This window comes from Aquibacillus sediminis, from assembly GCF_005870085.1.
In the GTDB taxonomy this organism is placed as follows: domain Bacteria; phylum Bacillota; class Bacilli; order Bacillales; family Amphibacillaceae; genus Aquibacillus_E; species Aquibacillus_E sediminis.
Genome location: NZ_SZNM01000001.1, coordinates 160,518 through 183,296 on the forward strand (window position 1 = coordinate 160,518; position 22,779 = coordinate 183,296).

At 36.5% G+C, this 22,779-nt stretch carries 24 protein-coding genes; all 24 read right to left on the reverse strand.

What is annotated here, in order from left to right; all coding sequences use genetic code 11:
* Window positions 1–2 precede the first annotated feature (2 nt).
* The 24 genes from fliJ to rimM all read right to left on the reverse strand — a co-directional run bounded on the left by fliJ (window position 3) and on the right by rimM (window position 22,770).
* Window positions 3–446, reverse strand: coding sequence for a flagellar export protein FliJ (gene fliJ, locus FCI53_RS00750; protein ID WP_138414833.1), 444 nt, complete (start codon window positions 444–446; stop codon window positions 3–5).
* Window positions 446–1,759, reverse strand: coding sequence for a flagellar protein export ATPase FliI (gene fliI / locus FCI53_RS00755; protein WP_138414835.1), 1,314 nt, complete (start codon window positions 1,757–1,759; stop codon window positions 446–448). The genes fliJ and fliI overlap by 1 nt, the downstream gene beginning before the upstream one ends.
* On the reverse strand, window positions 1,737–2,525 hold the full coding sequence (gene fliH / locus FCI53_RS00760; protein ID WP_171038021.1) for a flagellar assembly protein FliH: 789 nt from the start codon (window positions 2,523–2,525) through the stop codon (window positions 1,737–1,739). Before fliH ends, fliI begins: the two co-directional genes overlap by 23 nt.
* Window positions 2,518–3,531, reverse strand: coding sequence for a flagellar motor switch protein FliG (gene fliG, locus FCI53_RS00765; RefSeq protein ID WP_138414840.1), 1,014 nt, complete (start codon window positions 3,529–3,531; stop codon window positions 2,518–2,520). The genes fliH and fliG overlap by 8 nt, the downstream gene beginning before the upstream one ends.
* A 12-nt stretch (window positions 3,532–3,543) precedes the next feature.
* Entirely contained in the window at window positions 3,544–5,157 is a 1,614-nt protein-coding gene (fliF, locus tag FCI53_RS00770; protein WP_138414842.1) for a flagellar basal-body MS-ring/collar protein FliF, read from the reverse strand.
* A 57-nt stretch (window positions 5,158–5,214) separates the two neighbouring features.
* The gene (fliE, locus tag FCI53_RS00775; protein ID WP_246049984.1) at window positions 5,215–5,502 is read right to left on the reverse strand and encodes a flagellar hook-basal body complex protein FliE; all 288 of its coding nucleotides are present in this window, start codon (window positions 5,500–5,502) and stop codon (window positions 5,215–5,217) included.
* Window positions 5,503–5,537: 35 nt separating this feature from the next.
* Window positions 5,538–5,993 carry a flagellar basal body rod protein FlgC gene (flgC, locus tag FCI53_RS00780; protein ID WP_138414846.1) on the reverse strand — a complete coding sequence of 152 codons (456 nt, stop codon included), beginning with the start codon at window positions 5,991–5,993 and terminating at the stop codon, window positions 5,538–5,540.
* Window positions 5,994–5,995: 2 nt separating this feature from the next.
* Entirely contained in the window at window positions 5,996–6,394 is a 399-nt protein-coding gene (gene flgB, locus FCI53_RS00785) for a flagellar basal body rod protein FlgB (protein ID WP_138414848.1), read from the reverse strand.
* Between the two features lie 362 nt (window positions 6,395–6,756).
* Window positions 6,757–7,536, reverse strand: coding sequence for a GTP-sensing pleiotropic transcriptional regulator CodY (gene codY / locus FCI53_RS00790; RefSeq protein WP_138414850.1), 780 nt, complete (start codon window positions 7,534–7,536; stop codon window positions 6,757–6,759).
* Window positions 7,537–7,562: 26 nt separating this feature from the next.
* On the reverse strand, window positions 7,563–8,957 hold the full coding sequence (gene hslU, locus FCI53_RS00795; protein ID WP_138414852.1) for an ATP-dependent protease ATPase subunit HslU: 1,395 nt from the start codon (window positions 8,955–8,957) through the stop codon (window positions 7,563–7,565).
* A gap of 19 nt (window positions 8,958–8,976) precedes the next feature.
* Window positions 8,977–9,522 (reverse strand): ATP-dependent protease subunit HslV, encoded by a 546-nt coding sequence (gene hslV, locus FCI53_RS00800; RefSeq protein WP_138414854.1) that lies wholly within the window; start codon window positions 9,520–9,522, stop codon window positions 8,977–8,979.
* A 12-nt stretch (window positions 9,523–9,534) separates the two neighbouring features.
* Window positions 9,535–10,455 (reverse strand): tyrosine recombinase XerC, encoded by a 921-nt coding sequence (gene xerC, locus FCI53_RS00805; protein ID WP_138414856.1) that lies wholly within the window; start codon window positions 10,453–10,455, stop codon window positions 9,535–9,537.
* Window positions 10,456–11,002: 547 nt separating this feature from the next.
* Window positions 11,003–13,081 carry a type I DNA topoisomerase gene (gene topA, locus FCI53_RS00810; RefSeq protein ID WP_138414858.1) on the reverse strand — a complete coding sequence of 693 codons (2,079 nt, stop codon included), beginning with the start codon at window positions 13,079–13,081 and terminating at the stop codon, window positions 11,003–11,005.
* A gap of 194 nt (window positions 13,082–13,275) precedes the next feature.
* Window positions 13,276–14,211 (reverse strand): DNA-processing protein DprA, encoded by a 936-nt coding sequence (gene dprA / locus FCI53_RS00815; RefSeq protein ID WP_138414860.1) that lies wholly within the window; start codon window positions 14,209–14,211, stop codon window positions 13,276–13,278.
* 66 nt (window positions 14,212–14,277) lie between these two features.
* Window positions 14,278–15,180, reverse strand: coding sequence for a succinate--CoA ligase subunit alpha (gene sucD / locus FCI53_RS00820; RefSeq protein ID WP_138414862.1), 903 nt, complete (start codon window positions 15,178–15,180; stop codon window positions 14,278–14,280).
* A 66-nt stretch (window positions 15,181–15,246) separates the two neighbouring features.
* Window positions 15,247–16,407 carry an ADP-forming succinate--CoA ligase subunit beta gene (sucC, locus tag FCI53_RS00825; RefSeq protein ID WP_138414864.1) on the reverse strand — a complete coding sequence of 387 codons (1,161 nt, stop codon included), beginning with the start codon at window positions 16,405–16,407 and terminating at the stop codon, window positions 15,247–15,249.
* A gap of 85 nt (window positions 16,408–16,492) precedes the next feature.
* Window positions 16,493–16,777, reverse strand: coding sequence for an EscU/YscU/HrcU family type III secretion system export apparatus switch protein (locus tag FCI53_RS00830; protein WP_138414866.1), 285 nt, complete (start codon window positions 16,775–16,777; stop codon window positions 16,493–16,495).
* Window positions 16,774–18,030: a hypothetical protein gene (locus tag FCI53_RS00835; protein WP_138414868.1), complete on the reverse strand. Its 1,257-nt coding sequence runs from the start codon at window positions 18,028–18,030 to the stop codon at window positions 16,774–16,776. The genes FCI53_RS00830 and FCI53_RS00835 overlap by 4 nt, the downstream gene beginning before the upstream one ends.
* Before the next feature lie 9 nt (window positions 18,031–18,039).
* A complete protein-coding gene (locus FCI53_RS00840; RefSeq protein ID WP_138414870.1) occupies window positions 18,040–18,816 on the reverse strand; it encodes a ribonuclease HII in 777 nt (258 codons plus the stop codon).
* A gap of 612 nt (window positions 18,817–19,428) precedes the next feature.
* Window positions 19,429–20,283, reverse strand: coding sequence for a ribosome biogenesis GTPase YlqF (gene ylqF / locus FCI53_RS00845; RefSeq protein ID WP_138414872.1), 855 nt, complete (start codon window positions 20,281–20,283; stop codon window positions 19,429–19,431).
* 10 nt (window positions 20,284–20,293) lie between these two features.
* Window positions 20,294–20,854, reverse strand: coding sequence for a signal peptidase I (gene lepB, locus FCI53_RS00850; protein ID WP_138414874.1), 561 nt, complete (start codon window positions 20,852–20,854; stop codon window positions 20,294–20,296).
* A 193-nt stretch (window positions 20,855–21,047) separates the two neighbouring features.
* A complete protein-coding gene (gene rplS, locus FCI53_RS00855; protein ID WP_138414876.1) occupies window positions 21,048–21,392 on the reverse strand; it encodes a 50S ribosomal protein L19 in 345 nt (114 codons plus the stop codon).
* 128 nt (window positions 21,393–21,520) lie between these two features.
* Window positions 21,521–22,252 (reverse strand): tRNA (guanosine(37)-N1)-methyltransferase TrmD, encoded by a 732-nt coding sequence (gene trmD / locus FCI53_RS00860; protein WP_138414878.1) that lies wholly within the window; start codon window positions 22,250–22,252, stop codon window positions 21,521–21,523.
* Entirely contained in the window at window positions 22,249–22,770 is a 522-nt protein-coding gene (rimM, locus tag FCI53_RS00865) for a ribosome maturation factor RimM (RefSeq protein ID WP_138414880.1), read from the reverse strand. Before rimM ends, trmD begins: the two co-directional genes overlap by 4 nt.
* Window positions 22,771–22,779 lie beyond the last annotated feature (9 nt).

Here is a 22,779-nt window from a genome sequence, read left to right on the forward strand (position 1 = left end):
ACCTATCTTTTACTATTTATAAACTGTGTAACAGTAATTTCATCCATAAATTTATTCTCTTCGTGTTTCTGTTTAAAAGTGGCGGTTTGTCTCTTCTTCTCAATTATTTTTTCAAATTTTTTCACTTCAATATGTGCCTCTGTCAGTTGTTGTTGTTTATCGTTCATTTCTTGTCTAGCTTGATTAACAGAAGATTGTAACTCCCCGATCTTTGTTTTTATTCTTTGTATATATAAAGAATAATGCGACAACATTGTTACAGAACTTGTATTAGCTAATTGTTGCTGATACTCCTTCTCAGCATCTTCCTTATTTTTTAGTAACTGATAAAGTTCAGATGCTAAGTTTTCAAAGAATTGTACTGATTGTTGGTAATTTTTTTTTGCAAGATTCTTATCTCTTTCGCGCACAACTAATAACTTTTGAAATGTCTCAATGTCAGCCATTAACTAACACTCCCACTTATGAGATCCGTTAAGTTTTGAAGTGATTGTTCCCTTGTCACTACCTCATCTGTTGTTTGTTTTAGGAAAGTCGTAATTTTAGGATGATACTTGATAGCCTCATCTATTTCACGACTTGTGCCACGCTTATAAGCACCAATCTGGATTAATTCATGATTTTCCTCATAGGTCGCTAATAGAGAACGGACTTTTTGTGCATATTGTTGTTCTTGTTTTGACGTAATATTTGGCATTACTCTACTAACAGATTTTAATATATTGATAGCAGGGAACAGACCTTGTTCTGCTAATTTTCGATCTAATACAAAGTGACCATCCAGAATCCCTCTAGCCGTGTCGGCAATTGGTTCATTCATGTCATCTCCATCAACCAATACGGTATAAAATGCAGTAATTGTGCCTTGTTTACTTGTACCAGTCCGTTCTAACAAACTAGGCAATAATGCAAAAACTGAAGGTGTATAGCCCTTGGTTGTGGGTGGTTCGCCGATGGCAAGTCCAACTTCACGCTGAGCCATCGCCACACGGGTAACAGAATCCATCAATAGGTTGACTTGTAGCCCTTGATCTCTAAAATACTCACATATTGCTGTTGCAGTGAAAGCCCCTTTAATTCGCATTAAGGCAGGTTGATCAGAGGTTGCAACAACGACAACCGATTTTTTTAAACCTTCTTCCCCAAGGTCTTTTTCAATAAACTCTCTTACTTCTCTCCCACGTTCACCAATCAGTGCTATCACGTTAACATCTGCGTTACTGTTTCTAGCAATCATGCCTAGTAATGTACTTTTTCCTACACCAGTCCCAGCAAAAATACCAACACGTTGACCTTTACCTACTGTTAATAGTGTATCGATTGATCTTACGCCTACTTGAACAGGCTCAGCAATTGTCGGGCGCTGTAACGGATTAGGCGGTGATTGTTCAGCTGGATAAGAATTCAATCCTTTGGGTAGAGGTGTTTCGTCTAGAGGAGACCCCAAGGAGTCAATCACTTTTCCTATCAACCCTTTCCCAACTTTCACCGTAAGCGACTGTCCAGTTGCTTCTACCATGCATCCAGGACTAATATCTTTAATAGAAGAAAATGGCATCAGTAGAACTTTTTGCTCACTAAATCCTACAACTTCTGCTGGGATTTTTTGTTTTTTCACCGTGTGTATATAGCAAACATCTCCAATACTTACTTCCGGGCCCTGTGATTCTATCATAAGACCGACCACGCGATGAATTTTCCCATATCGTTTATAGGTATCAAGTTGTTCGATGGCATCAAGATATCCTTGAATGTTCACGATTTCCCCCCTGTGCAAGCTCAAATAATTTATTCCTCAATTCGTTTAATTGACTATCGATGCTCACATCAATTTTTCCATAAGGTGTTTCGACAATACAATCACCTTTGGTTAACCCCGAATCAGGGTAAATATATAGTTCTCCGCTACCTTTCATAATCGGTACTAGTTCATCCTTGTATTCGAGTATGATTGAATAATCTTCAGGATTGGTTACTACATTAACCAATGGTTGTTCCTTAACTTCCTTCAACACGTCTCTGACTAGTTCAACCATTGTAGTATTGTTTTCTAACTGTACATGTAAGATTTTCGAAGCCGCCCTTAATCCTAATTCTAGAATCAAGTCTTCACTTTGATCAATGGTATGTTGATAGTCAGTCTTCGCTAAATCGATAAGTTGTGTTGCTTGATCTAACATTTGCTGATATTGTTCAAATCCTTGCTGTTTTCCAGCTTCAAACCCCTCGGTAAAACCATTTTCACTTGCTTGTCGAATCCATTCTTGTTTTTCCTGTTGCCAGTCTTGTTTCTCTTGATCAATTTGACTTTTCGCTTGATCAACTATTTCCTTCGCCTGTTTTTTTGCTTTGTCTATTTCTTGTTTGGCTTGTAGGTGGAGCTCTTTGATTTGTTGCTCCACTTCTGATGGAACGGAATCTTCATAATCCGTGTTGGATTGCTCAAGAGGTGTTGACACTGTTTGGATTGGTTTTATACCGATAACCTTTTTGTTATGTTCATCTCCCGAATGCAAGTTAGACAATAATATCATCCCCTCCACCACGTGCGATGACAATTTCACCAACATCTTCTAATCTTCTAATAACAGAAACAATGCGAGTTTGCGCTTCTTCCACATCCCGCAGTCGTACAGGCCCCATAAACTCCATCTCTTCTTTAAATGTTTCAGCCATCCGGTTAGACATATTACTAAAGACAATTTCTTTAACCTCTTCACTCGCAACCTTTAAGGATAGACGTAAATCATCATTTTCTACTTCTCTAATAACACGCTGTATCGCACGATTATCTAATGTAACAATATCTTCGAATACAAACATCCGTTTCTTAATTTCTTCTGCTAATTCAGGATCTTGAATTTCTAAAGCATCAAGAATGGTCCTTTCCGTACTACGATCTACACCATTAAGAACTTCAACAACAGCTGGTATACCACCTGTTTGAGTATAATCCTGAGTAACCGTTGTAGATAGCTTCTTTTCTAAAATTTGTTCCACTTCATATATAATCTCTGGTGAAGTGGAGTCCATTAGAGCAATACGTTTGGCAACATCTGCCTGCATTTCTTGTGGCAACTCAGACAAAATTTGGCTCGATTGAGCTGCATCCAAGTACGATAATACTAAAGCAATTGTTTGCGGATGTTCATTTTGGATAAAGTTTAAGATTTGCATTGGATCAGCTTTTTTAGCGAAATCAAATGGTTTCACTTGTAACGATGATGTTAAACGATTAATAATATTTGACGCATCCTGCTCTCCTAATGCCTTTTCTAAAATCGATTTCGCATAACCTATCCCGCCCTGAGAGATATAATCTTGAGCAAGCGCAATTTGATGGAATTGTTCCATTATTTCTTCCTTTTGACTAGGGTCAACTTTTTTCACAGAAGAAATTTCTAGTGTTAACTTTTCAATCTCTTCTTCTGTTAAATGTTTGTAAACTTGTGCTGACACTTCTGGCCCCATCGAAATTAATAGTATTGCTGCTTTTTGCTTACCTGATAGTGAACCTTGTTGTCTAGCCATAATCACTCCCCCTTAGTCCTCTGCTATCCAGCTCCGTAATAGTTTTGCAAATTCATCTGGTTGATCTGTGGCCATTTTTTCAAGTTGCTTCCTTCTCATTGATGATTCCGTTTCTTGCTGATCTTCAATATCTGGAATTTCCATTTCATTTTCTTGTTGGTGGAATGACTCGGTATAGACTGCATCCTCATCTTCAACTTTCTTGCGTTTTATTAATTGCCAAATCAAACCTAAGATTGCAACGAGCAATAAAGCTCCTACTCCATAAACCCATGTTGGAATCGTCATAACTGGGGGTGATGACATCGTTGGTTTATCACTAAATTCTTGGAAAACAATCGAAACCTTTCCTTCTGTATCAACTACTTGACCATATTGTTTATCAACAGTTGTCGTTACAATAGAATCCAGCATCGAAGAAATTCCTTCTTCCACTGTGGTTTGTTCTTCAGCAGTTAAATATTCTACTTCTTCACTGTTTTCAACTGGGTCTTTTGTATTGTCGACAGCAACTTGAATACCAAGGTCGCGAATTTTATAAGGGCTTTCGACAATGTCTCTCCGAATTCGGTTATACTCATTGTTAACCGATTCCTTAACTAATTCGTAATCACCTTGATCACCATCGCCATTCTCCCCCGTGTAATTCGCTATATCCTCTTCACCGTTCACTTCACCACCAATTGGCGGATTATTTCCGGTATAAGTTTCTTGAATGGTTTCGATGCTTACCGGTAAACCTTCGACTCCATCTTCGTCAACGCCTTCTACCAATTGTTCAACTCTATTTTCCTGTGTGAAATCAATATCGGCGGTTACTGATGCGATTACTTTATCCGGACCGACCATCGTACCGATCATCTGTTGAACACGACGCTGGATATCTCGTTCAATATCACGTTTGATATTCTGTTGCGTTTCGTAAGAATCCCCACTCGTGAATGAATTTGAATTATTTAAGTCAAAATACTCAAAGTTTTGGTTCATGATGACGATATTATCAGTAGACAGGTTTGGGATTGTTTTTGAGACAAGATGATACAAAGAATTTATCTGCTCATCTTGAAATTGATATCCTGGCTTAGTGTTCAACACAATTGATGCGGACGCCTCTGCTGTTTGTTCACTCACAAAAACAGGTTCTTGCGGTTTGTTAATCATCACTTCAGCGTTCTCAATTCCATCAATCCGAGTCATTAAGTTCGCCAGTTCTGATTGCATCGTATCCAATTGAATCATATCAAATTCATTATCTGTCATTCCCCATGAAGTATTCTCACTAAAAAAAGAATAATCAATGTTTCCGCTGTTTGGAATACCTTGAGCTGCCAATTCTACTAACAGCGAATCCACTTGATCTTTAGGAACATTAATAGCGGTCCCGGATTGGTCCAATTCATAATTAACCCCCCGCGAATCAAGTTCTTCTTTAATCTGTCCGACCTCTTGTAATGATAAATTGTTATATAATGGTGTCATATTCGATCCACTAAAAAAGAAGCTCCCACCTATAACGATAAAAAGAAATAAGACCAATGATAGAATATACATTCTTTTTTGAGAGCGTGATCGAGTTGACCAAAAGTTTAATATTTTTTCTTTATATAAATCTATTTGCTGTTTCATCTTTCGCCTCCAAAAAAACAAACTAATTTAGAACAAGGAAGCTTTAATGACTATCCATCATACTTGCATTCTCATGATTTCGTTATAAGCGTCAACAGCCTTGCGTTGCACTTCAACCGCCGTTTGAAGGGTTAAACTCGACTTTTGAGCAGTAATCATAACGTCATGTAAGTCATCTATCTCACCTTTTGCAAGAGCCTCCGTTTTTTTATCTGATGTAACCTGCGCGCGATTCAAGTGATCAATAGCTGTTTTTAAACTAGTTGAAAAATTAGTTTGTGCTTCTGCAGGGGTAACTTTTTGATTTTGATGATTATTCATAGTTACCAGTGGTTGTTGTAACATATTTATATTTTGAACTGTCATACAATCCTCACTCCCTATTTACCTATCTCCAAAGCTTTCATCAGCATACTTTTAGTTGCGTTAACCGAGGTAACATTTGCTTCATACGATCTTGTTGCACTCATTAGATCAACCATTTCTTTTAACGGATCAACATTTGGTAATTGAACATAGCCATCCTCGTTCGCATCAGGATGATTAGGATTAAATACCATTTTAAACGGTTCTGCATCCTCAGTTATTTCTCGAACTCGAACACCTGAACCAGCAGTATTATTACCAGTCCGTGCCCTTTGTAAAATGGAGGAAAATTGATGGTCCCGGGGTTCAAAAGAAACCATTTTTCTTCGGTATGGTTCATATTCTCCATCTTCATTGATGGTTGCTCTAGTTGTTTCCGCATTCGCAATGTTAGAAGAGATAGTATCCATTCGTAAACGCTGTGCAGTTAAAGCACTAGAACTCGTATTCAATGCATTAAAGATACTCACGATTATCTCCCTCCTTTTATAACAGTCTGAAGACTATTAAACTTTCCATTCATTCGATCAACAAGACTTTGGTAATAGATTTGGTTTTTAGCCAAGTTGGACATCTCTTTGTCAATATCGACATTATTTCCATTATTGTTATATGTAGTGCCTGGATTGGAAATAATCTGATATGGTTGTTCACCATCACCATCACCAAACTTAATATGTTTAGGATGCGTCACTTTGGCTTGAAAGTTATTTGCAACTTTCTCATCTAACACATTTTTAAATGTTACATTTTTAGCTTTATAATTTGGAGTATCGACATTCGCGATATTGTTTGAAATGGTTTGGTTTTTCACAGATGCATAGTCCAACGATTGTTGTAAGGTGTTTATTGTATTACCAAAAAAGGACATGTCTATCCCATCCAATCTCTAATTAAAGTCATAAATTACCCATCATCTTCAAGTATTTTAAATTATTACAACTAGTGTGTCTAGGATGTTTCGACAAAACGTGACTATTGTCGATGAATTGTTAGAATTACAAGGACTATCGCACTAAGTGACAGGTAATTACGTGTTATTTTTTGTCGAAAAACGCCGGTGTAACAATTATGACATATAACTGTAACAATTAGTAGCCTAATATCACATTTACCTAAAACCACCATTTTTGGTATGAAGAACAAAGGCTCAACTAAACTAAATGGGATGTACAACAGGAGCAAAGGAAAAGACATTCCTTTAATGTATAAAGGAATGTCTTTTTTATTAAGCTATGAAGATTTTAACTTTTGTAACTCAAGTAAAAACTTGCCATTTAACACTTTAATATAAGTGCCTTTCATACCTAATGATCGCGATTCAATCACACCAGCACTCTCTAATTTCCGAAGGGCATTAACAATCACTGATCTCGTAATACCTACACGGTCTGCAATTTTACTTGCAACTAATAAACCTTCGTTACCATCTAATTCATCAAAGATATGTTCGATTGCTTCAAGTTCACTGTAAGATAAAGAACTAATTGCCATTTGCACAACAGCTTTACTTCTAGCTTCTAATTCGATTTCTTCTGTTTTTTCATGTAGAATTTCCATTCCAACCACAGTAGCACCGTACTCAGCTAATAATAGATCATCTTCGCTGAAACTTTCTGTCAAACGACTTAACACTAATGTACCTAATCGTTCGCCACCACCAATAATTGGTACAATCGTTGTTAAACCCGTTTTAAATAATTCTTTATTTTCTACTGGAAAAGCGGTGAACTTACTTTCAATATCAAGGTTTGCAGTTGTTTCCTGAATAGTAAATAAGCTATCTGTGTACTCTTCAGGAAACTGCCTTTCTTCTAACATTGTCTTCATTCTTTCATTTTCTATTTGTTGATTAATGGCAAATCCTAATAACTTTCCTCTTCGACTTACAATAAATACATTAGCAGTAATGGTGTCTCTTAATGTTGCTGACATATCATTAAAGTTAACAGACTTTCCTGTAGCTTTTTGTAACATTGAATTAATTTTTCTAGCACGTTCTAATAGTTCCATGATGCTCCTCCAATCACTTTCTCCTGTTATAGTATATATTGACTTAAATCCTTATTTTTAGCTATAGAACTTAATTTGTCTTCCACATATGTTCGTGTAATCTCAATTGTTTCCATTGTTATATCTGGTGCTTCAAAAGATAGTTCCTCGAGCAATTTCTCAAGAATGGTGTGTAGTCTTCGCGCACCTATATTATCCGTATCCTGGTTCACCTCATAGGCAACTTCTGCCAGTTTTGTAATAGCGTCGTCTGTAAATACAACATTTATACCCTCAGTTTTTAATAATGCTTGATATTGTTTTAACAAAGCATTAGAAGGTTCAATTAGTATTTTCTTGAAGTCCTCAATGGTCAAATTCTCAAATTCAATACGAATCGGAAACCGCCCTTGTAGTTCAGGGATTAAGTCAGAAGGTTTGGCCATGTGAAAGGCACCGGCCGCAACAAATAATACGTGGTCAGTTTTTACTGGACCATGTTTGGTAACAACTGTCGAGCCTTCCACAATTGGTAAAATATCACGTTGCACACCTTCTCTTGACACATTAGCAGATTGGTCACTTTTTCCAGCTACTTTATCTATTTCATCAATAAAAATAATTCCTGATTGTTCTACTTTTGTAATTGCTTCCTGGGCCACTTCATCCATATCAATTAATTTTTGCGCTTCTTGCTGTGTTAATACTTTTCGTGCTTCAGAAACAGGTAAACGACGCTTCTTTTTCTTAGATGGCATGAATTGACTAAACGCATCTTGCATATTCATTCCCATTTGTTCCATTCCCGAACCTTGTAGCATATCAAACATCGAATTGGATTGCTCATCAACTTCGATTGTTACGATTTTGTCTTCAAGTTCTCCTAATGCTAATTGATGTTCAATTCTTTTTCGTTTATTCTCAATTTCTTGATTAGATGGATCATGATCTTGTGTATCTGTTTCTTCTGCTTGTGGTGAAAAAAACATTTCTAAAGGGTTTTTAAATGAGTTTTGCTTTTTCGCTTCAGGGACGATCACTTTAACTAATTTTTTATTAGCTAACTCTTTCGCTTTATCCATGACACCTTCCATTTTTTCTTCTTTCACCATACGCACTGACATTTCAACCAAATCACGGACCATTGATTCAACATCTCGCCCAACATAGCCAACTTCTGTAAACTTTGTCGCTTCTACTTTTACAAAAGGGGCACCAACCAGTTTCGCCAATCTTCTTGCAACTTCTGTTTTCCCTACACCGGTCGGACCGATCATTAGTATATTTTTGGGTACAATTTCATCACGCAGATTGTCTGCCAATTGCATTCTTCTATATCGGTTTCTTAAAGCAATCGCTACTGATTTTTTCGCATTGTGTTGCCCAATAATATATTGATCAAGTTGTTCTACTATTTGCTTAGGAGTCATGCTTATTGACATTACCTAATCCTCCTTATCCTCAATCAATAACCTCTAGAGTTATATTATCATTTGTGAAAACACAAACCTCTCCAGCAATTTCTAGAGATGTTCTAGCAATTTCTTCCGCCGTTAAGTTCGTAGCGTGCCGCTTTAAAGCCCTGCCAGCACTTAAAGCGAAATTACCACCTGATCCAATAGCAAGAATTCCATCATCTGGTTCAATCACTTCACCAGTCCCTGACACAAGTAACATTTCCTGTTTATTCATCACAATTAACATTGCCTCTAATTTTCGTAGCACTTTGTCACTTCGCCATTCCTTTGCAAGTTCAACGGCTGCACGAGATAGGTTTCCATTATAGGCTTCTAATTTCCCTTCAAATTTTTCAAACAAAGTGAATGCATCAGCAACTGAACCTGCAAAGCCAGCTAACACTTGACCTTTAAATAATCTACGAACTTTCTTTGCTTTATGTTTCATTACCACTGCATTTCCTAATGTCACTTGCCCATCGCCACTCATTGCACATTGACCATTATGTTGAACAGCAAAGATTGTTGTGGCATGGAATTGTTCGCTCATAATTTCACCTCATTATGGTTGTTTTCGATGATTAGCTCTTGGATGGTTATCCATGTAAATATTTCGTAAACGACTCTTCGTTACATGTGTATAAATTTGAGTTGATGATAGATTTTCATGACCTAATAACTCTTGCACTGCTCTAAGGTCAGCGCCATTATTTAGCATATGTGTTGCGAAAGTATGTCTCAACTTATGTGGATGTATATTTTCTGTCATCGCAGCATCTTTCACCATTTGATTTAACACATATCGCACACCTCTTGGTGAAAGAGGTGTACCTTTTGCATTTAAGAAAAGCCTATTGGTTTCGTGATTTCCCTTTTTTAACAACTTTGGTCGACCGTCATTCATGTAAGCTTTAACTGCTGTGTGTGCGAACTGACCAAATGGTATATACCTTTCTTTTTTTCCTTTACCGGAAACTAAGATTGTTTCCATATCGAAGTCTAATTCTGGTATTGTTAATCCTACACACTCACTCACACGTATACCCGTTGCATACATCAACTCTAAAAGTGCTTGATTTCGTTGACCCAAAGGTGTATTTAAATCACTTACGGCAAAAAGTTTTTCCAGTTCTTGTTCATAAAAAAAGTTAGGAACTGGCTGCCCCGCTTTAGGTATGGTTACATGGTGAACCGGATTTGTTTCAACTATTCCTTCTCTTTCTAAATACCTATAGAAACTCCGAATACTTGAAACTTGCCTTGATATACTTCTTGGTGATAGTTGTTTTTGATAGAGTTCTGTTAAAAATACTCGCATTGTTTGATACGTAACGTCTTGTAAGTAATGGATTCCTTGTCGTTCTAAAAAACTAAAAAAGCTTGTCAAATCTTTCACATAATGCTCTATCGTTAAAACAGCTGCATTTTTTTCTACTTGCAAATAATTAATAAATTCATTTTTACATTTTTCAAAACATTCCATCTACTCACCTCTCCAAGGCGATTAAATCGTATCATAATTTTGCAGTATTTCGCAATATAATTTGCAAAATTGTAACAAAATTCTGAAATATCCTATGTATTAAGTGAATTTCTTACGTTTTTATAAATTTCAATGTGTGATAATAATATGGTTGACACTTTAATCAGATTCAAGAAAAAGGTTTTGAATAGGCACTGTCAAGTACTTAAGCTTACCAAAGAGAAATTATAGCTTTAATACCAACCATTGTCAATATCGAAATTAAGTTTGTTTCAATTATAAACAATGATAGTATGTTACTTCTTATTATTCCTCAAAAAAAGATTTCTAAACATTTTGACTAATATTTTATAGTTGTTATTCTTTAGAACAAACTCAATACCATTAAGCAGCACCATCTTATTAGGAATCCTATGTTCATGAGACGACTTTTTTCATCCGATCTTTACACAAACATAAAAAACGGTCATCCTTTATAGGATTCCTCCCCCCTATCACTTTTATAATAGGAGAGAACTAATCCAATTAAGGATAACCTCTTTTAACTTTATGTTTGCGGTTCTTCTTGATAATCACATTTAGTACAGTGAATTTGCGTCCCTTTTTTCTTTTTCTTTTCAACTAATAACGAATCACATTTTGGACAAGGTCTAGAGATTGGCTTATCCCATGATAAAAATTCGCATTCAGGGTAGTTATCACAACCATAAAATGTACGACGTTTTTTTGTTTTTCTTTCTACTATATTACCATCTTTACAGTCGGGACATTTCACCCCAATCTCTTTAAGGATTGGTTTGGTGTTACGACATTCTGGAAAATTCGAACATGCCATAAATTTCCCGTACCTTCCCATTTTATAAACCATTTCATGTCCACAGTTTTCACAATCAATTCCTGCTGGCTCATCTTTGATTTCAATTTTTTCCATTTCCTCTTCGGCTACTTCTAACCGCTTTTCAAAACCTTGGTAAAATTCATCGATAATATTGATCCATTCGGCTTTACCTTCTTCGATTGAATCTAAATCCTCTTCCATTTTGACGGTAAAATCAAGGTTGATGATTTCAGGGAAAAACTCTTTCATTACCCCATTTACTATTTCACCTAATTCTGTTGGAACAAACCGACGATTGTCCAACGTAACATACCCTCTACGTTGAATCGTATCTAATGTAGGTGCATAAGTAGAAGGACGCCCAATTCCTTGTTCCTCCATTGTTTTTACTAACCTTGCTTCCGTATAACGTGGAGGTGGTTGAGTGAAATGCTGGTTTGGCTGAATCTCTGCAGCTTCCACATATTCTCCCTCTTCCATATCTGGAAGGAGTTTATCTTCTTCTTTTTTATTATCATCGCTACCTTCTATATACACTTTCATAAAACCTTTGAATTTTATTTTGGAACCGGAAGCCCTAAACTGAACTCCCTCGTTCTCTAAATGTACGGTCATTGTATCCATTATTGCTGGTGCCATTAAGCTAGCAACGAAACGATCCCAAATCAATTTGTAAAGACGATATTGATCACGAGATAAGACACTTTTTAGTGACTTTGGATCGCGAAAAGTAGAAGTAGGACGAACGGCTTCGTGTGCATCTTGTGCACCTTCTGATTTTTTTCCTTTCTTCACACTACCCAAATATTCTTCTCCAAAGTTTTCTTTAATATAATTGGCTGCATCTGTTTTAGCGGTTTCGGAAATTCGTGTTGAGTCTGTTCTCATATACGTAATTAAACCAGTTATCCCGCCTTCTTTACGGCCTAAATCGATTCCTTCATATAATTGTTGTGCTACCATCATCGTTTTTCTAGCTCTAAAGTTTAATTTTCTTGCAGCCTCTTGTTGCAAGGATGACGTTGTAAACGGTGCAGAAGGATTTCGTTTTCTCTCTTTTTTCTTTACGTTTTCAACTTTAAATTCAGTACCTTTCAACTGATTTAATACTTGATCAACCTCTTCTTTGTTACTTAATGGTGTCTTTTTACCATCGATACCATAAAAAGAACCGTCAAAAGTTTCTTTTCCTTTGGAAAAAGAAGCATCAATCGACCAATATTCTTCTGGTTTAAAATTCTCAATTTCTCTCTCACGATCAATGATCATTTTAACGGCAACAGATTGAACCCGTCCTGCACTCAAGCCTTTTTTCACTTTTTTCCATAACAATGGACTAATATTATAACCTACTAATCTGTCTAGTATTCTTCTTGCTTGCTGTGCATCAACTAAATCCATGTCAATCGTTCTTGGATGTTTAAATGATTCTTTAATTGCATCTTTTGTAATCTCGTTAAAGACCACTCTACATGGTGAATCTTCTTCTATATTAAGACTGTGTGCAAGATGCCAGGCAATTGCTTCCCCTTCTCTGTCGGGGTCGGCTGCGAGATAAACTTTTTTTGCCTTCTTGGCAGCTGTTTTTAATTCTTTTAATACTGGTCCCTTCCCACGAATTGTAATATATTTTGGTTTATATCCATCTTCTACATCTACGCCCGTTTGACTTTTGGGTAAGTCTCTTACATGACCCATAGATGCTTTTACTTTATATTTTTTTCCTAAGTATCTTTCAATTGTTTTTGCTTTTGCTGGAGATTCAACAATTACAAGATAATCTGCCATGTCTGTTCCTCCCAAGAGGTAATTCTTTTTATCTTTATAGTAGCCATTTATTTTGGTATGCATATTTCACATATTGGCTTTTGTTTGTCATCAAACACAAAAATAATTACCAAAGTCTGTACTTTCTTATTTAGTTTATAAATCTTCCTTATTATTAAATACTTATTTACTGTTTGTCAAACATAACACGAAAATTAACCATTTGTATAGGAAGCGTTTTCTTTAAAATCTGACATAATTTGACACCATTTATCCCCTAACTGTTCCCATTCTTCCAGTAAATCATAGGTATTTTGTACTAACTTTGCACCATCTTGAATCATTTGATGACAACCATGTGTCTGAGGATGTAGTGGGGAACCCGGTATCGCATACACTTCCCTTCCTTGATCAAGTGCTTGATTTACCGTTATCAAGGAGCCGCTTTTTTGTTTCGCTTCAATTACAATCGTCCCAAAACTTAATCCACTTATAATTCGGTTTCTTTCAGGAAAATGGTATTTACGAGGTGGTGTGTTGGGGGTATATTCTGAAACAACAAGCTGTGTAGCTACTAATGATTGAAATAACTGGTTATGTTGTTGTGGGTATATATGACGGAATCCAGAACCTAATACTGCTATTGTCTTCCCTTCCTGTTCAATAGCCATTTGATGTGCTAACCCGTCAATTCCTACTGCCATGCCACTCACCACAATCCAGCCTTTACGAGCTAGAGGTCTAATTATATGATTTATTTTTTGCTTAGCTTCACTTGTTGGGTTTCTTGTTCCGACTACACTTAATGAAGGAAGTTGATAGAACAGTTTAGAGTTACCTAGTAAATAAAGAACATATGGAGGATCTTGAATATGTCGTAATAACGGAGGATAACCTGAATCAAAAATAGTTAACACTTGAAACTTCTTTAGATCATAAATCAATGAGGTAAAGACTTCTCGATTATGTAAATCAGCGTATATAATCGAAGCTCGTGAACTATCTAATGAAAAATATTGTTGCCACTGATGAGACGTCCATCTATACACATCTGTTAACTGCGAGTCTTTACGAAGAATATTGCGAATTAAAACTCTTGTCACACCTCGAGCGCGGTGTAAATGTAGCAATGTTAACTTTCTTTTATCCATATCGTCACTTCCTCTTTATAAAATTTGGACTGGCCTTACATAAAAGCCAGCCCTTTTTTCTCAAACTTAATGTGTTTTACACTTATCATGAATTCCTTTTTCTTTTAATACACCAATTAAAGTTTCACCCATTACTGCAGGTGTCTCTGCCACTTCAATCCCACAGTTGTTCATTACTTTTATTTTTTCATCTGCCGTTCCTTTACCACCAGAAATAATCGCACCAGCGTGACCCATACGTTTTCCTGGAGGTGCGGTAACACCACCAATAAAACCTACAACAGGCTTTGTCATATTTTCTTTTACCCACTGTGCAGCTTCTTCTTCTGCTGTACCACCGATTTCACCGATCATCATAACTGCTTCTGTTTCTGGGTCTTCATTAAACGCTTTTAACACATCAATGAAGTCCGTTCCATTAACAGGATCTCCACCAATACCTACAGCGGTTGATTGTCCAAATCCATTTTCTGATAATTGGTGTACGGCTTCATAAGTTAAGGTACCTGAACGGGATACAACACCAATATGACCTTTTTTATGAATATAACCAGGCATAATTCCAATTTTACATTCTTCAGGTGTTATAACCCCTGGACAGTTTGGTCCAACAAGTCTTGTCTTTTTCCCTTCCATATAACGCTTTACTTTCACCATATCCATAACCGGAATATGTTCTGTAATACAAATTGCTAGATCTAGTTCTGCATCAACCGCTTCCAAAATAGCATCAGCTGCGAAAGGGGCAGGTACATAAATAACAGAAGCGGTCGCTCCAGTTTGATCAACTGCATCTTTTACGGTATCAAACACAGGTATACCTTCGACTTCTGTTCCACCTTTTTTCGGTGTTACACCACCAACAATTTTGGTTCCGTATTCTAGCATTTGTTTGGTGTGAAAAAGGGCGGTTGAACCTGTAATCCCCTGTACAATCACTTTTGTATCTTGATTAATATATACACTCATCTACTCCGTCCTCCCTTGAATCTATTGCCTTTGTTTCCTTCTAATAACTCTTCTGTGTTTCAAGTATTATTTTACAAATGATACGATTTTTTCTGCTCCATCAGCCATTGATTCTGCTGCTGTAATATTAAGTCCAGATTCAGCAAGAATTTTTTTACCTAAATCGACATTCGTACCTTCAAGGCGAACAACAAGTGGCAGTTCTAACCCTACTTGTTTGGTAGCTTCCACGACACCTTCTGCAATAACATCACATTTCATAATGCCGCCAAAGATATTCACAAAGATACCTTTTACACTTGCATCTGAAAGAATGATTTTGAACGCTTCTGTTACTTTTTCAGCAGTTGCACCACCACCAACATCAAGGAAGTTTGCAGGTTCACCGCCAGAATGTTTAATTATATCCATGGTGGACATTGCTAACCCTGCACCATTTACCATACAACCGATATTTCCATCAAGGGCTACGTAACTTAAATCATATTTTGAGGCTTCAATTTCTTTTTCATCTTCTTCGTCTAGGTCACGATATGCTTGAATATCTTTTTGTCTGAATAGCGCATTATCATCAAAGTTTAGTTTAGCATCTAATGCTAATACTTCACCATCCCCTGTTGTTACAAGTGGATTGATTTCAGCGATTGAACAATCTTTTTCCACAAACACAGTATATAAACCTAGCATAAACTTAACTGCTTTAGATAAATAGTCTTTTGGTATATTCATATTAAACGCAAGTCTACGTGCTTGGAATGCTGTTAATCCTACAACAGGATCAATTTCTTCTTTAAAGATCTTCTCAGGTGTTTCTGCTGCAACCTCTTCGATTTCAGTACCACCTTCTTCTGATCCCATCATCGTTACTCTTGAAGTGGCACGATCTAACACAACCCCTATATAATACTCTTTTTGAATATCGCAACCTTCTTCTATAAGTAACCGCTTAACTTCTTTTCCTTCTGGTCCTGTTTGATGTGTAACCAATGTTTTCCCAAGAATCTCATCCGCATATGTACGCACTTCATCAAGGCCTTTAGCTACTTTTACACCACCGGCTTTACCTCTACCTCCAGCATGGATCTGTGCTTTTACAACAGATACACTGCTGCCTAATTCTTTTGCTGCATCTACGGCTTCGTCGACAGTATATGCTACTTTACCATTTGGTACCGCGACACCGTATTTACGCAAGATTTCTTTGCCTTGATACTCATGAATATTCATGTTCCATCCTCCCATCAAATAATCATTGCACGTTTATTGTATAAAAAATTACAATACATTGTCCATTATTTACCATCGATGTTTCTTAATTCTCTGTTTTTTCTAGCAATTTATCGGTTTGATAAATAAATGCAAAGATTTCAGCGATCACTTGATAAAGCTCTTCTGGTATCTGTTCATTAATGTTTATCTTAGATAATAACTCAACTAATGAGGGATCTTCTTGGATAGGAATATTATTTTCTTTAGCTTTTTTTATGATAGTTTCTGCAATTGCTCCATTACCTTTAGCCGTCAATTTTGGTGCCACGTCGTTACTTCTATCATATTGTAACGCTGCAGCTCTTTTTATATAATGCTGTTCACTCATATTCGAAAATCCACTCCTTGTGTATGAGCTTTAGTATAACTTTTTTGAGATACAGGATCGGTAATTGGTTTTACTTGTATTGAAGAAAGATGATAGTTTATTTTCGCTAGTCCTTCCTCTAATTTTGGTTTTACTATATTCGTCAGTTGTTTTAGTTGTGGATGATTATTTAATACGGTTATATTTACATTTCGTTTTTGAATCGTCACATCGACAATCGTATCCTTCAACTGTTGCAAATGTAAGTAAAAGTGCAACCTACAAAATTCCGGGTCAATTTGACCTTTTTTATTTTTATAACTTTTAAGATCTACATGAATAGCATGATTCAAACCAAGCTTGTTAGCTGGTATTTGTAGACTAATCTCCATCATTTGTTCATTTTCTTGAAATGCTCGCAATTGACTTCCATTTAAAAAATCTAGGAAGCGTTCCATCTTTCCACTATTGCTTCCACCTTCCTGAAGCAGTTGTAATAAAAGTCCTTTAAGTGATTGAATGAAAGTGTGGTTGGTGTCTGTTAATGATTGATTAAAAATTTGATGTTCATAGTTTAAGCCAGTAATTGTTAACAAACTTTTCAATTGTTCTAATAAACTAGCTTTAGGGTCGATGGACTCTTCATAACCTCCTATAAACTGGTTCATTTTTTCTAACAGTTGATTTTGTATATCTGATGGTGACGTTATTGTATTCAATTCAGTTTGAATATCTACTAACTGTTGGTTGAAGTCCGTATCATTTACGGTCAACAATGAATGGTAGATAGATGAAGTAATAGGAAAGCCATTGGTTAACATGTCTTTGATCACTTTTTGTGCTGTTTCACTATAATGTTCTTTTTCTAGAAGCGAAATAGCTTGTTGTAAATTGTGTTTATTAAAAGGTACTTGTTCATCTGTCAGTTTCGAAATAAAGGCGGAACGGTCCTTGGTCTCTTTGATACCAAGTTCGTCCAGCAATAGTTGATTACCTTGTCTTTTTTTATGAATAGACTTATCTGATAATACTTTTAAACGAATAATTTGATCAGAAGATTGCACTTGAAACCAATACTTATTCTGAAGCGTAAGGGCTGTTTCCAGTTGCGCAACCAATTGTGTTCCATTTAATACAACGGCTGCACGGTTATTTGGAAACAACTGAGTTACCTTACCTGATAAAATTTGTCCCGGTTTGATCATGTTCAATAGACTAATTTTATTTGATTGCTGAACAGATTTTAATAATTGTGATGATGCTACATTATTCATCTATGACCCTCATTTCTTTTCAACGATATCCTTAATTGGTGCGAAAGAATGTCGATGGTATGGTGAAACTCCATATGCATGAATTGCTTGTATGTGTTCTTTTGTCCCATATCCCATATTCGAGGAAAATTGATAGTGTGGGTAGTTTTGATGGATTTCCTCCATCATGTTATCCCTGGTTACCTTCGCTAGTATACTTGCTGCAGCAATGGATACACTCTTTTGATCACCCTTTGTAATCGCCTCACTAGTACAAAGCAAGTCCTGTAATTGTACTGCATCTATTAAAACATGGTCTGGTTTCGGTTCTAATTGTTGAATAGCTTTTTTCATCGCCTTCTTGGTTGCTTGATAAATGTTTAATTGGTCGATTTCGTCACTATGTATAACTCCAATTCCATAACTGGTCGATTCCTCTACTATCATGTCATAAAATTGATTACGTACCTGCTTACTTAATTGTTTAGAATCATTCAATCCTGGTAGATAAAAGTCTGGTTTCAATATAACAGCAGCAGCAACAACAGGACCTGCTAAAGGACCTCGCCCTGCTTCATCAATGCCTGCAACGTATGTTTTACCTTGTTGATACTGTTTATTTTCAAAAATGGACATCTCTTTGAATTGTTGCTTTTGCTGTTCGGCTTTCATTTGTTCTCTTTCATATTTAACAAGCAGTTTCTGAACACCAACACGTTGGTCTGCCTTTAATAAATTAATTTCCTCGTCTGTATACTCATTATTCATTAATTGCTTTGATATTTCTGTAATGGTCTGGTTTTTCATTTGTTTATTCCCCCATCTCTATTTATAACGGCATAAATTAGTTATTTTTAAAATATGTATAAGATATTGCTCACAATGAGAAAAGCAGCAATCTTTAAGAAAGGATTTTCTTTGTAATAAAGTTGTTACTTTATAAATGTCGAAATTGGCAGAAAACCGATGTAACTAATGATTATCTCGCTCATTATTATAAAATGACTTCTACTCGATCGCTGCGCAAATACACCTACGCTTTCCATGGGTAGCTGATGAGCCTCGTTGAAAATAAAGACCAATTTTCTGCGTGCGATGTTTCGCTGCCGAAGCGTTCCTTGTCCTATGGGAACAGCACGAGCCGAAGTACCCATGATATTAAGGAACGTAGGCTAAGGTCGTCACGTCCTGTGACAACGCCTGCGTGACCAACATCCTGTTGGCCCGAGGCCGTGCCCATGGAAAGCGGAGTATTCTACCGCAGCGGTTGTATAAAGCGCAATTCTAATCAGAAAAAGTTAACTTATAATGGCGCTTACGTCTGAGTCTATAGTTATTATGACAAAAACTAACGTAAAAAGCCTTTAACGAACAAAAGGCGTTCCCTTTATAGGTGAACGCCTTTATTGCAATTGTATATTATTCATTGGTCGGTTGTTCAAACGTTAGTCGTCCTAATCTGCCACCTCGAAGATCTCGAATAATCACATCGGCCGTTTTTTCAAAGTTTATATGTCCGCCACTTTCTAAACATCCTCTAAGCTTACCAATATGTTCAAAAATCCCGACGATTTCATTCATGCTCTCATCTACTTTAAACCGTTGTTCCAATACATTTGGGTAATGTTCCTTCAAATAATTGATGATAAACACTGCAACATCATCTAGTGATAAAATTTGATCTTTTATCGTACCAATTGCTGCTAACCGCAACCCAACCATTTCATCTTCAAATTTTGGCCACAGTATCCCTGGTGTATCAAGCAATTCAAAGTCCTTTTTCACCTTTATCCACTGTTGCGCGGTTGTCACTCCTGGACGGTCTCCAGTCTTTGCAATTTTTTTGTTTGCCAAGCGGTTAATAAGTGTTGATTTACCAACATTTGGAATTCCAATAATCATGGCACGAGCTGGTCTAGGGCGAATACCTTTTTTCTGGAGTTTTTCTCGTTTTTCCTTCCCCATTTCCTTTGCTAATTGTACAATACCCTGTATATCCTGTTTATTTTGAACATCGATGGATAAAGCTGGTATTTGTTTATTTTTATAATAATGTAACCACTCTTCTGTTATGGATGGATCGGCTAAATCTTTTTTCATTAATACCATCATTTTGGGTTTGTCTTGTAGTACTTGCTGTAACATTGGGTTTTGTGATGATTCTGGTGCTCTTGCATCGACAAGTTCAATGACAAAATCAACTAATTTCAACTTTTCCTGTACTTCTCGTTTTGCTTTTGCCATATGCCCAGGAAACCATTGTATCGTTGCCATGTTTATCCTCCTATTCCTTTATCAAAGAAAAACGATTTAGTGGCCAATAGATTAGATCCGCTTCCCCGACTATTTGTTCATAGCTAATCAAGCCTAATATGCGGCTATCTGTTGAATTATCTCGGTTATCGCCTAGAACTAACACATGTTCTTCGGGTATCGTCTCAAAGTCTCCAGGTACATCCTCTAAAGTGAAATCAAAAGTATATAATTGTTTTTCTAATAAAGTACTTTTCTCACCATTTAAAAATGGTTCGTCCATTTTTTGTCCATCTATATATAACGTATCATTTTCATACGCCACATGTTCACCTGGTAAGCCAATAACACGTTTTATGTAATCTCTATTAGCAGTGGCATGAAATACAACTATATCAAATCGCTCAGGTTCTCCAATCAAATAATTAAATTTATTAACAATCATATGATCCCCGTTTTTTAGTGTTGGCAACATGGAAGGTCCATCAACAACAATCGGGGCGAAGAAAAACATCCGTACAATAAAGGCCAAAAGCCCAGCTATAACCAGTGCTTTAATCCAATCAAGCCATTCGTTTTTTTTTCTGGTCATAACCTTACCTCCAAAAAGTTTACATATTTGTTATTTTAATAACTTTTGGCGAATATATTCATCCTATAGGGTTTAGTATAAGTAGGTAATAATTTGTCCGTTTGAAGAAGATTACAAAAACAACCGTGTACTGCTTCTGTTTAAATGGTAGAAAAAAAGAGCTTGACAGGCAAGCTCCTTTCATTACTCATAATTAGCGAATTTCTTTAATACGTGCGGCTTTACCACGTAGGTTACGCAAGTAGTAAAGTTTAGCACGACGTACTTTACCACGACGGCTAACTTCAATCTTAGCAATGCGTGGTGAATGTACTGGGAAAGTACGCTCTACACCAACACCATAAGAAATCTTACGTACAGTAAATGTTTCACTGATTCCGCCGTTTTGACGTTTGATTACTACACCTTCAAATACCTGGATACGCTCACGGTTACCTTCAACAACCTTAACGTGAACTTTAACAGTATCTCCAGGACGGAAATCAGGGTGATCTGTACGAAGCTGTTCTTTTGTTACTTCATTGATAATGTTTTGCATCCTGTTACACTCCTTCCAAACTAATGTTCATATCGAAGGAATTCGAAAGCGGAACATCGTTTATAGCTTGAGACAAACTCAAGCACAACAAATAATATATCATAGATTATGTTGTTATTCAACCTTATCTATTGATCTTTTAACTTTTGCAACCATTTTTCTTCTTGTTCTGAAATGGAATAGTTTTCTAAAAGATCCTTACGACGTTCATAAGTTCTTTTTAATGATTGCTGACGGCGCCACTCTTCAATTTTTGCATGATTTCCCGAGGTTAATACTTCTGGCACTTTCATACCTCTGAAATCTGCCGGACGTGTGTAGTGTGGATGTTCTAATAAGCCATTGGAAAACGAGTCTTCTGGTGCCGATGCTTCATTTCCCAATACACCAGGAAGTAAACGAACAACACTATCAATCACAACCATTGCACCCAACTCGCCACCTGTTAATACATAATCACCAATCGAAATTTCATCGGTAACAAGATGTTCACGTATTCGCTCGTCATATCCTTCATAATGACCGCAAATAAAAACGAGGTGATCTTCTTTGGAAAGTTCAACCGCCTTCTGTTGTGAATGTGGTTGCCCCTGTGGACACATCAAAACAACACGTGGCTTTTTTGAACTTTGCTTTGTGACATCTTTGACAGCGTCAAAAATTGGTTGTGGTGTGAGTACCATTCCAGCCCCACCACCATATGGATAATCATCTACCTTATTATGTTTGTTCACGGTATATTCTCGAAAATTTACATAATTATAGTCAAACGCTTCTAACTCTTGTGCTTTTCTTAAGATGGATGAATTAAACACACCTTCAAACATTTCAGGAAATAATGTTAGTATATCAATTCTCATTCATCTAGCAACCCTTCTATTGGTTCAATGACAACCTTTTTATCATCAATTATAATTTCTTTGACAACATCTTCAATGTATGGAACAAGTAGATCTTTCTTCTTCTGTTGTTGAACGACCCATACATCATTAGCACCAGGAGACAGTATCTCTTTAATCGTGCCAATTTCCTCTCCTGTAGTGGTATAAACTGTACAACCTATGATTTCATAATAATAAAATTCCCCCTCATCTAACGGGGTTAAATCCTCATGCTGTATTTTAAGCAAACCACCTTTAAATGATTCAACATCATTAATTGAGTTATAGGATTGAAAATGAAGCAAGTCAAAGTCTTTATGTTTGCGATGTCCATCAACGACCAATGGGACTTGCTTTGTTTCCTCTTTATTAACCCAGACTAAGTTGGTCCCAGGTTGGAAACGTTCCTCAAAATCTGTAATCCTGATTACTTTTACTTCTCCTTTTATTCCGTGTGTGTTTACAACTTTTCCAACATTAAATAATTTTTGTTCCATCTAGTTCAC

What these genes read in the sequence shown, in the direction of transcription:
- fliJ (WP_138414833.1), bottom strand. Translation starts at nt 446, where the DNA reads ATGGCTGACATTGAGACATTTCAAAAGTTATTAGTTGTGCGCGAAAGA.
- fliG (WP_138414840.1), bottom strand. Translation starts at nt 3,531, where the DNA reads ATGGCTAGACAACAAGGTTCACTATCAGGTAAGCAAAAAGCAGCAATA.
- fliF (WP_138414842.1), bottom strand. Translation starts at nt 5,157, where the DNA reads ATGAAACAGCAAATAGATTTATATAAAGAAAAAATATTAAACTTTTGG.
- fliE (WP_246049984.1), bottom strand. Translation starts at nt 5,502, where the DNA reads ATGTTACAACAACCACTGGTAACTATGAATAATCATCAAAATCAAAAA.
- flgB (WP_138414848.1), bottom strand. Translation starts at nt 6,394, where the DNA reads ATGTCCTTTTTTGGTAATACAATAAACACCTTACAACAATCGTTGGAC.
- codY (WP_138414850.1), bottom strand. Translation starts at nt 7,536, where the DNA reads ATGGAACTATTAGAACGTGCTAGAAAAATTAATTCAATGTTACAAAAA.
- hslU (WP_138414852.1), bottom strand. Translation starts at nt 8,957, where the DNA reads ATGTCAATAAGCATGACTCCTAAGCAAATAGTAGAACAACTTGATCAA.
- hslV (WP_138414854.1), bottom strand. Translation starts at nt 9,522, where the DNA reads ATGAGCGAACAATTCCATGCCACAACAATCTTTGCTGTTCAACATAAT.
- xerC (WP_138414856.1), bottom strand. Translation starts at nt 10,455, where the DNA reads ATGGAATGTTTTGAAAAATGTAAAAATGAATTTATTAATTATTTGCAA.
- topA (WP_138414858.1), bottom strand. Translation starts at nt 13,081, where the DNA reads ATGGCAGATTATCTTGTAATTGTTGAATCTCCAGCAAAAGCAAAAACA.
- dprA (WP_138414860.1), bottom strand. Translation starts at nt 14,211, where the DNA reads ATGGATAAAAGAAAGTTAACATTGCTACATTTACACCGCGCTCGAGGT.
- sucD (WP_138414862.1), bottom strand. Translation starts at nt 15,180, where the DNA reads ATGAGTGTATATATTAATCAAGATACAAAAGTGATTGTACAGGGGATT.
- sucC (WP_138414864.1), bottom strand. Translation starts at nt 16,407, where the DNA reads ATGAATATTCATGAGTATCAAGGCAAAGAAATCTTGCGTAAATACGGT.
- FCI53_RS00830 (WP_138414866.1), bottom strand. Translation starts at nt 16,777, where the DNA reads ATGAGTGAACAGCATTATATAAAAAGAGCTGCAGCGTTACAATATGAT.
- FCI53_RS00835 (WP_138414868.1), bottom strand. Translation starts at nt 18,030, where the DNA reads ATGAATAATGTAGCATCATCACAATTATTAAAATCTGTTCAGCAATCA.
- FCI53_RS00840 (WP_138414870.1), bottom strand. Translation starts at nt 18,816, where the DNA reads ATGAAAAACCAGACCATTACAGAAATATCAAAGCAATTAATGAATAAT.
- ylqF (WP_138414872.1), bottom strand. Translation starts at nt 20,283, where the DNA reads ATGGCAACGATACAATGGTTTCCTGGGCATATGGCAAAAGCAAAACGA.
- lepB (WP_138414874.1), bottom strand. Translation starts at nt 20,854, where the DNA reads ATGACCAGAAAAAAAAACGAATGGCTTGATTGGATTAAAGCACTGGTT.
- rplS (WP_138414876.1), bottom strand. Translation starts at nt 21,392, where the DNA reads ATGCAAAACATTATCAATGAAGTAACAAAAGAACAGCTTCGTACAGAT.
- trmD (WP_138414878.1), bottom strand. Translation starts at nt 22,252, where the DNA reads ATGAGAATTGATATACTAACATTATTTCCTGAAATGTTTGAAGGTGTG.
- rimM (WP_138414880.1), bottom strand. Translation starts at nt 22,770, where the DNA reads ATGGAACAAAAATTATTTAATGTTGGAAAAGTTGTAAACACACACGGA.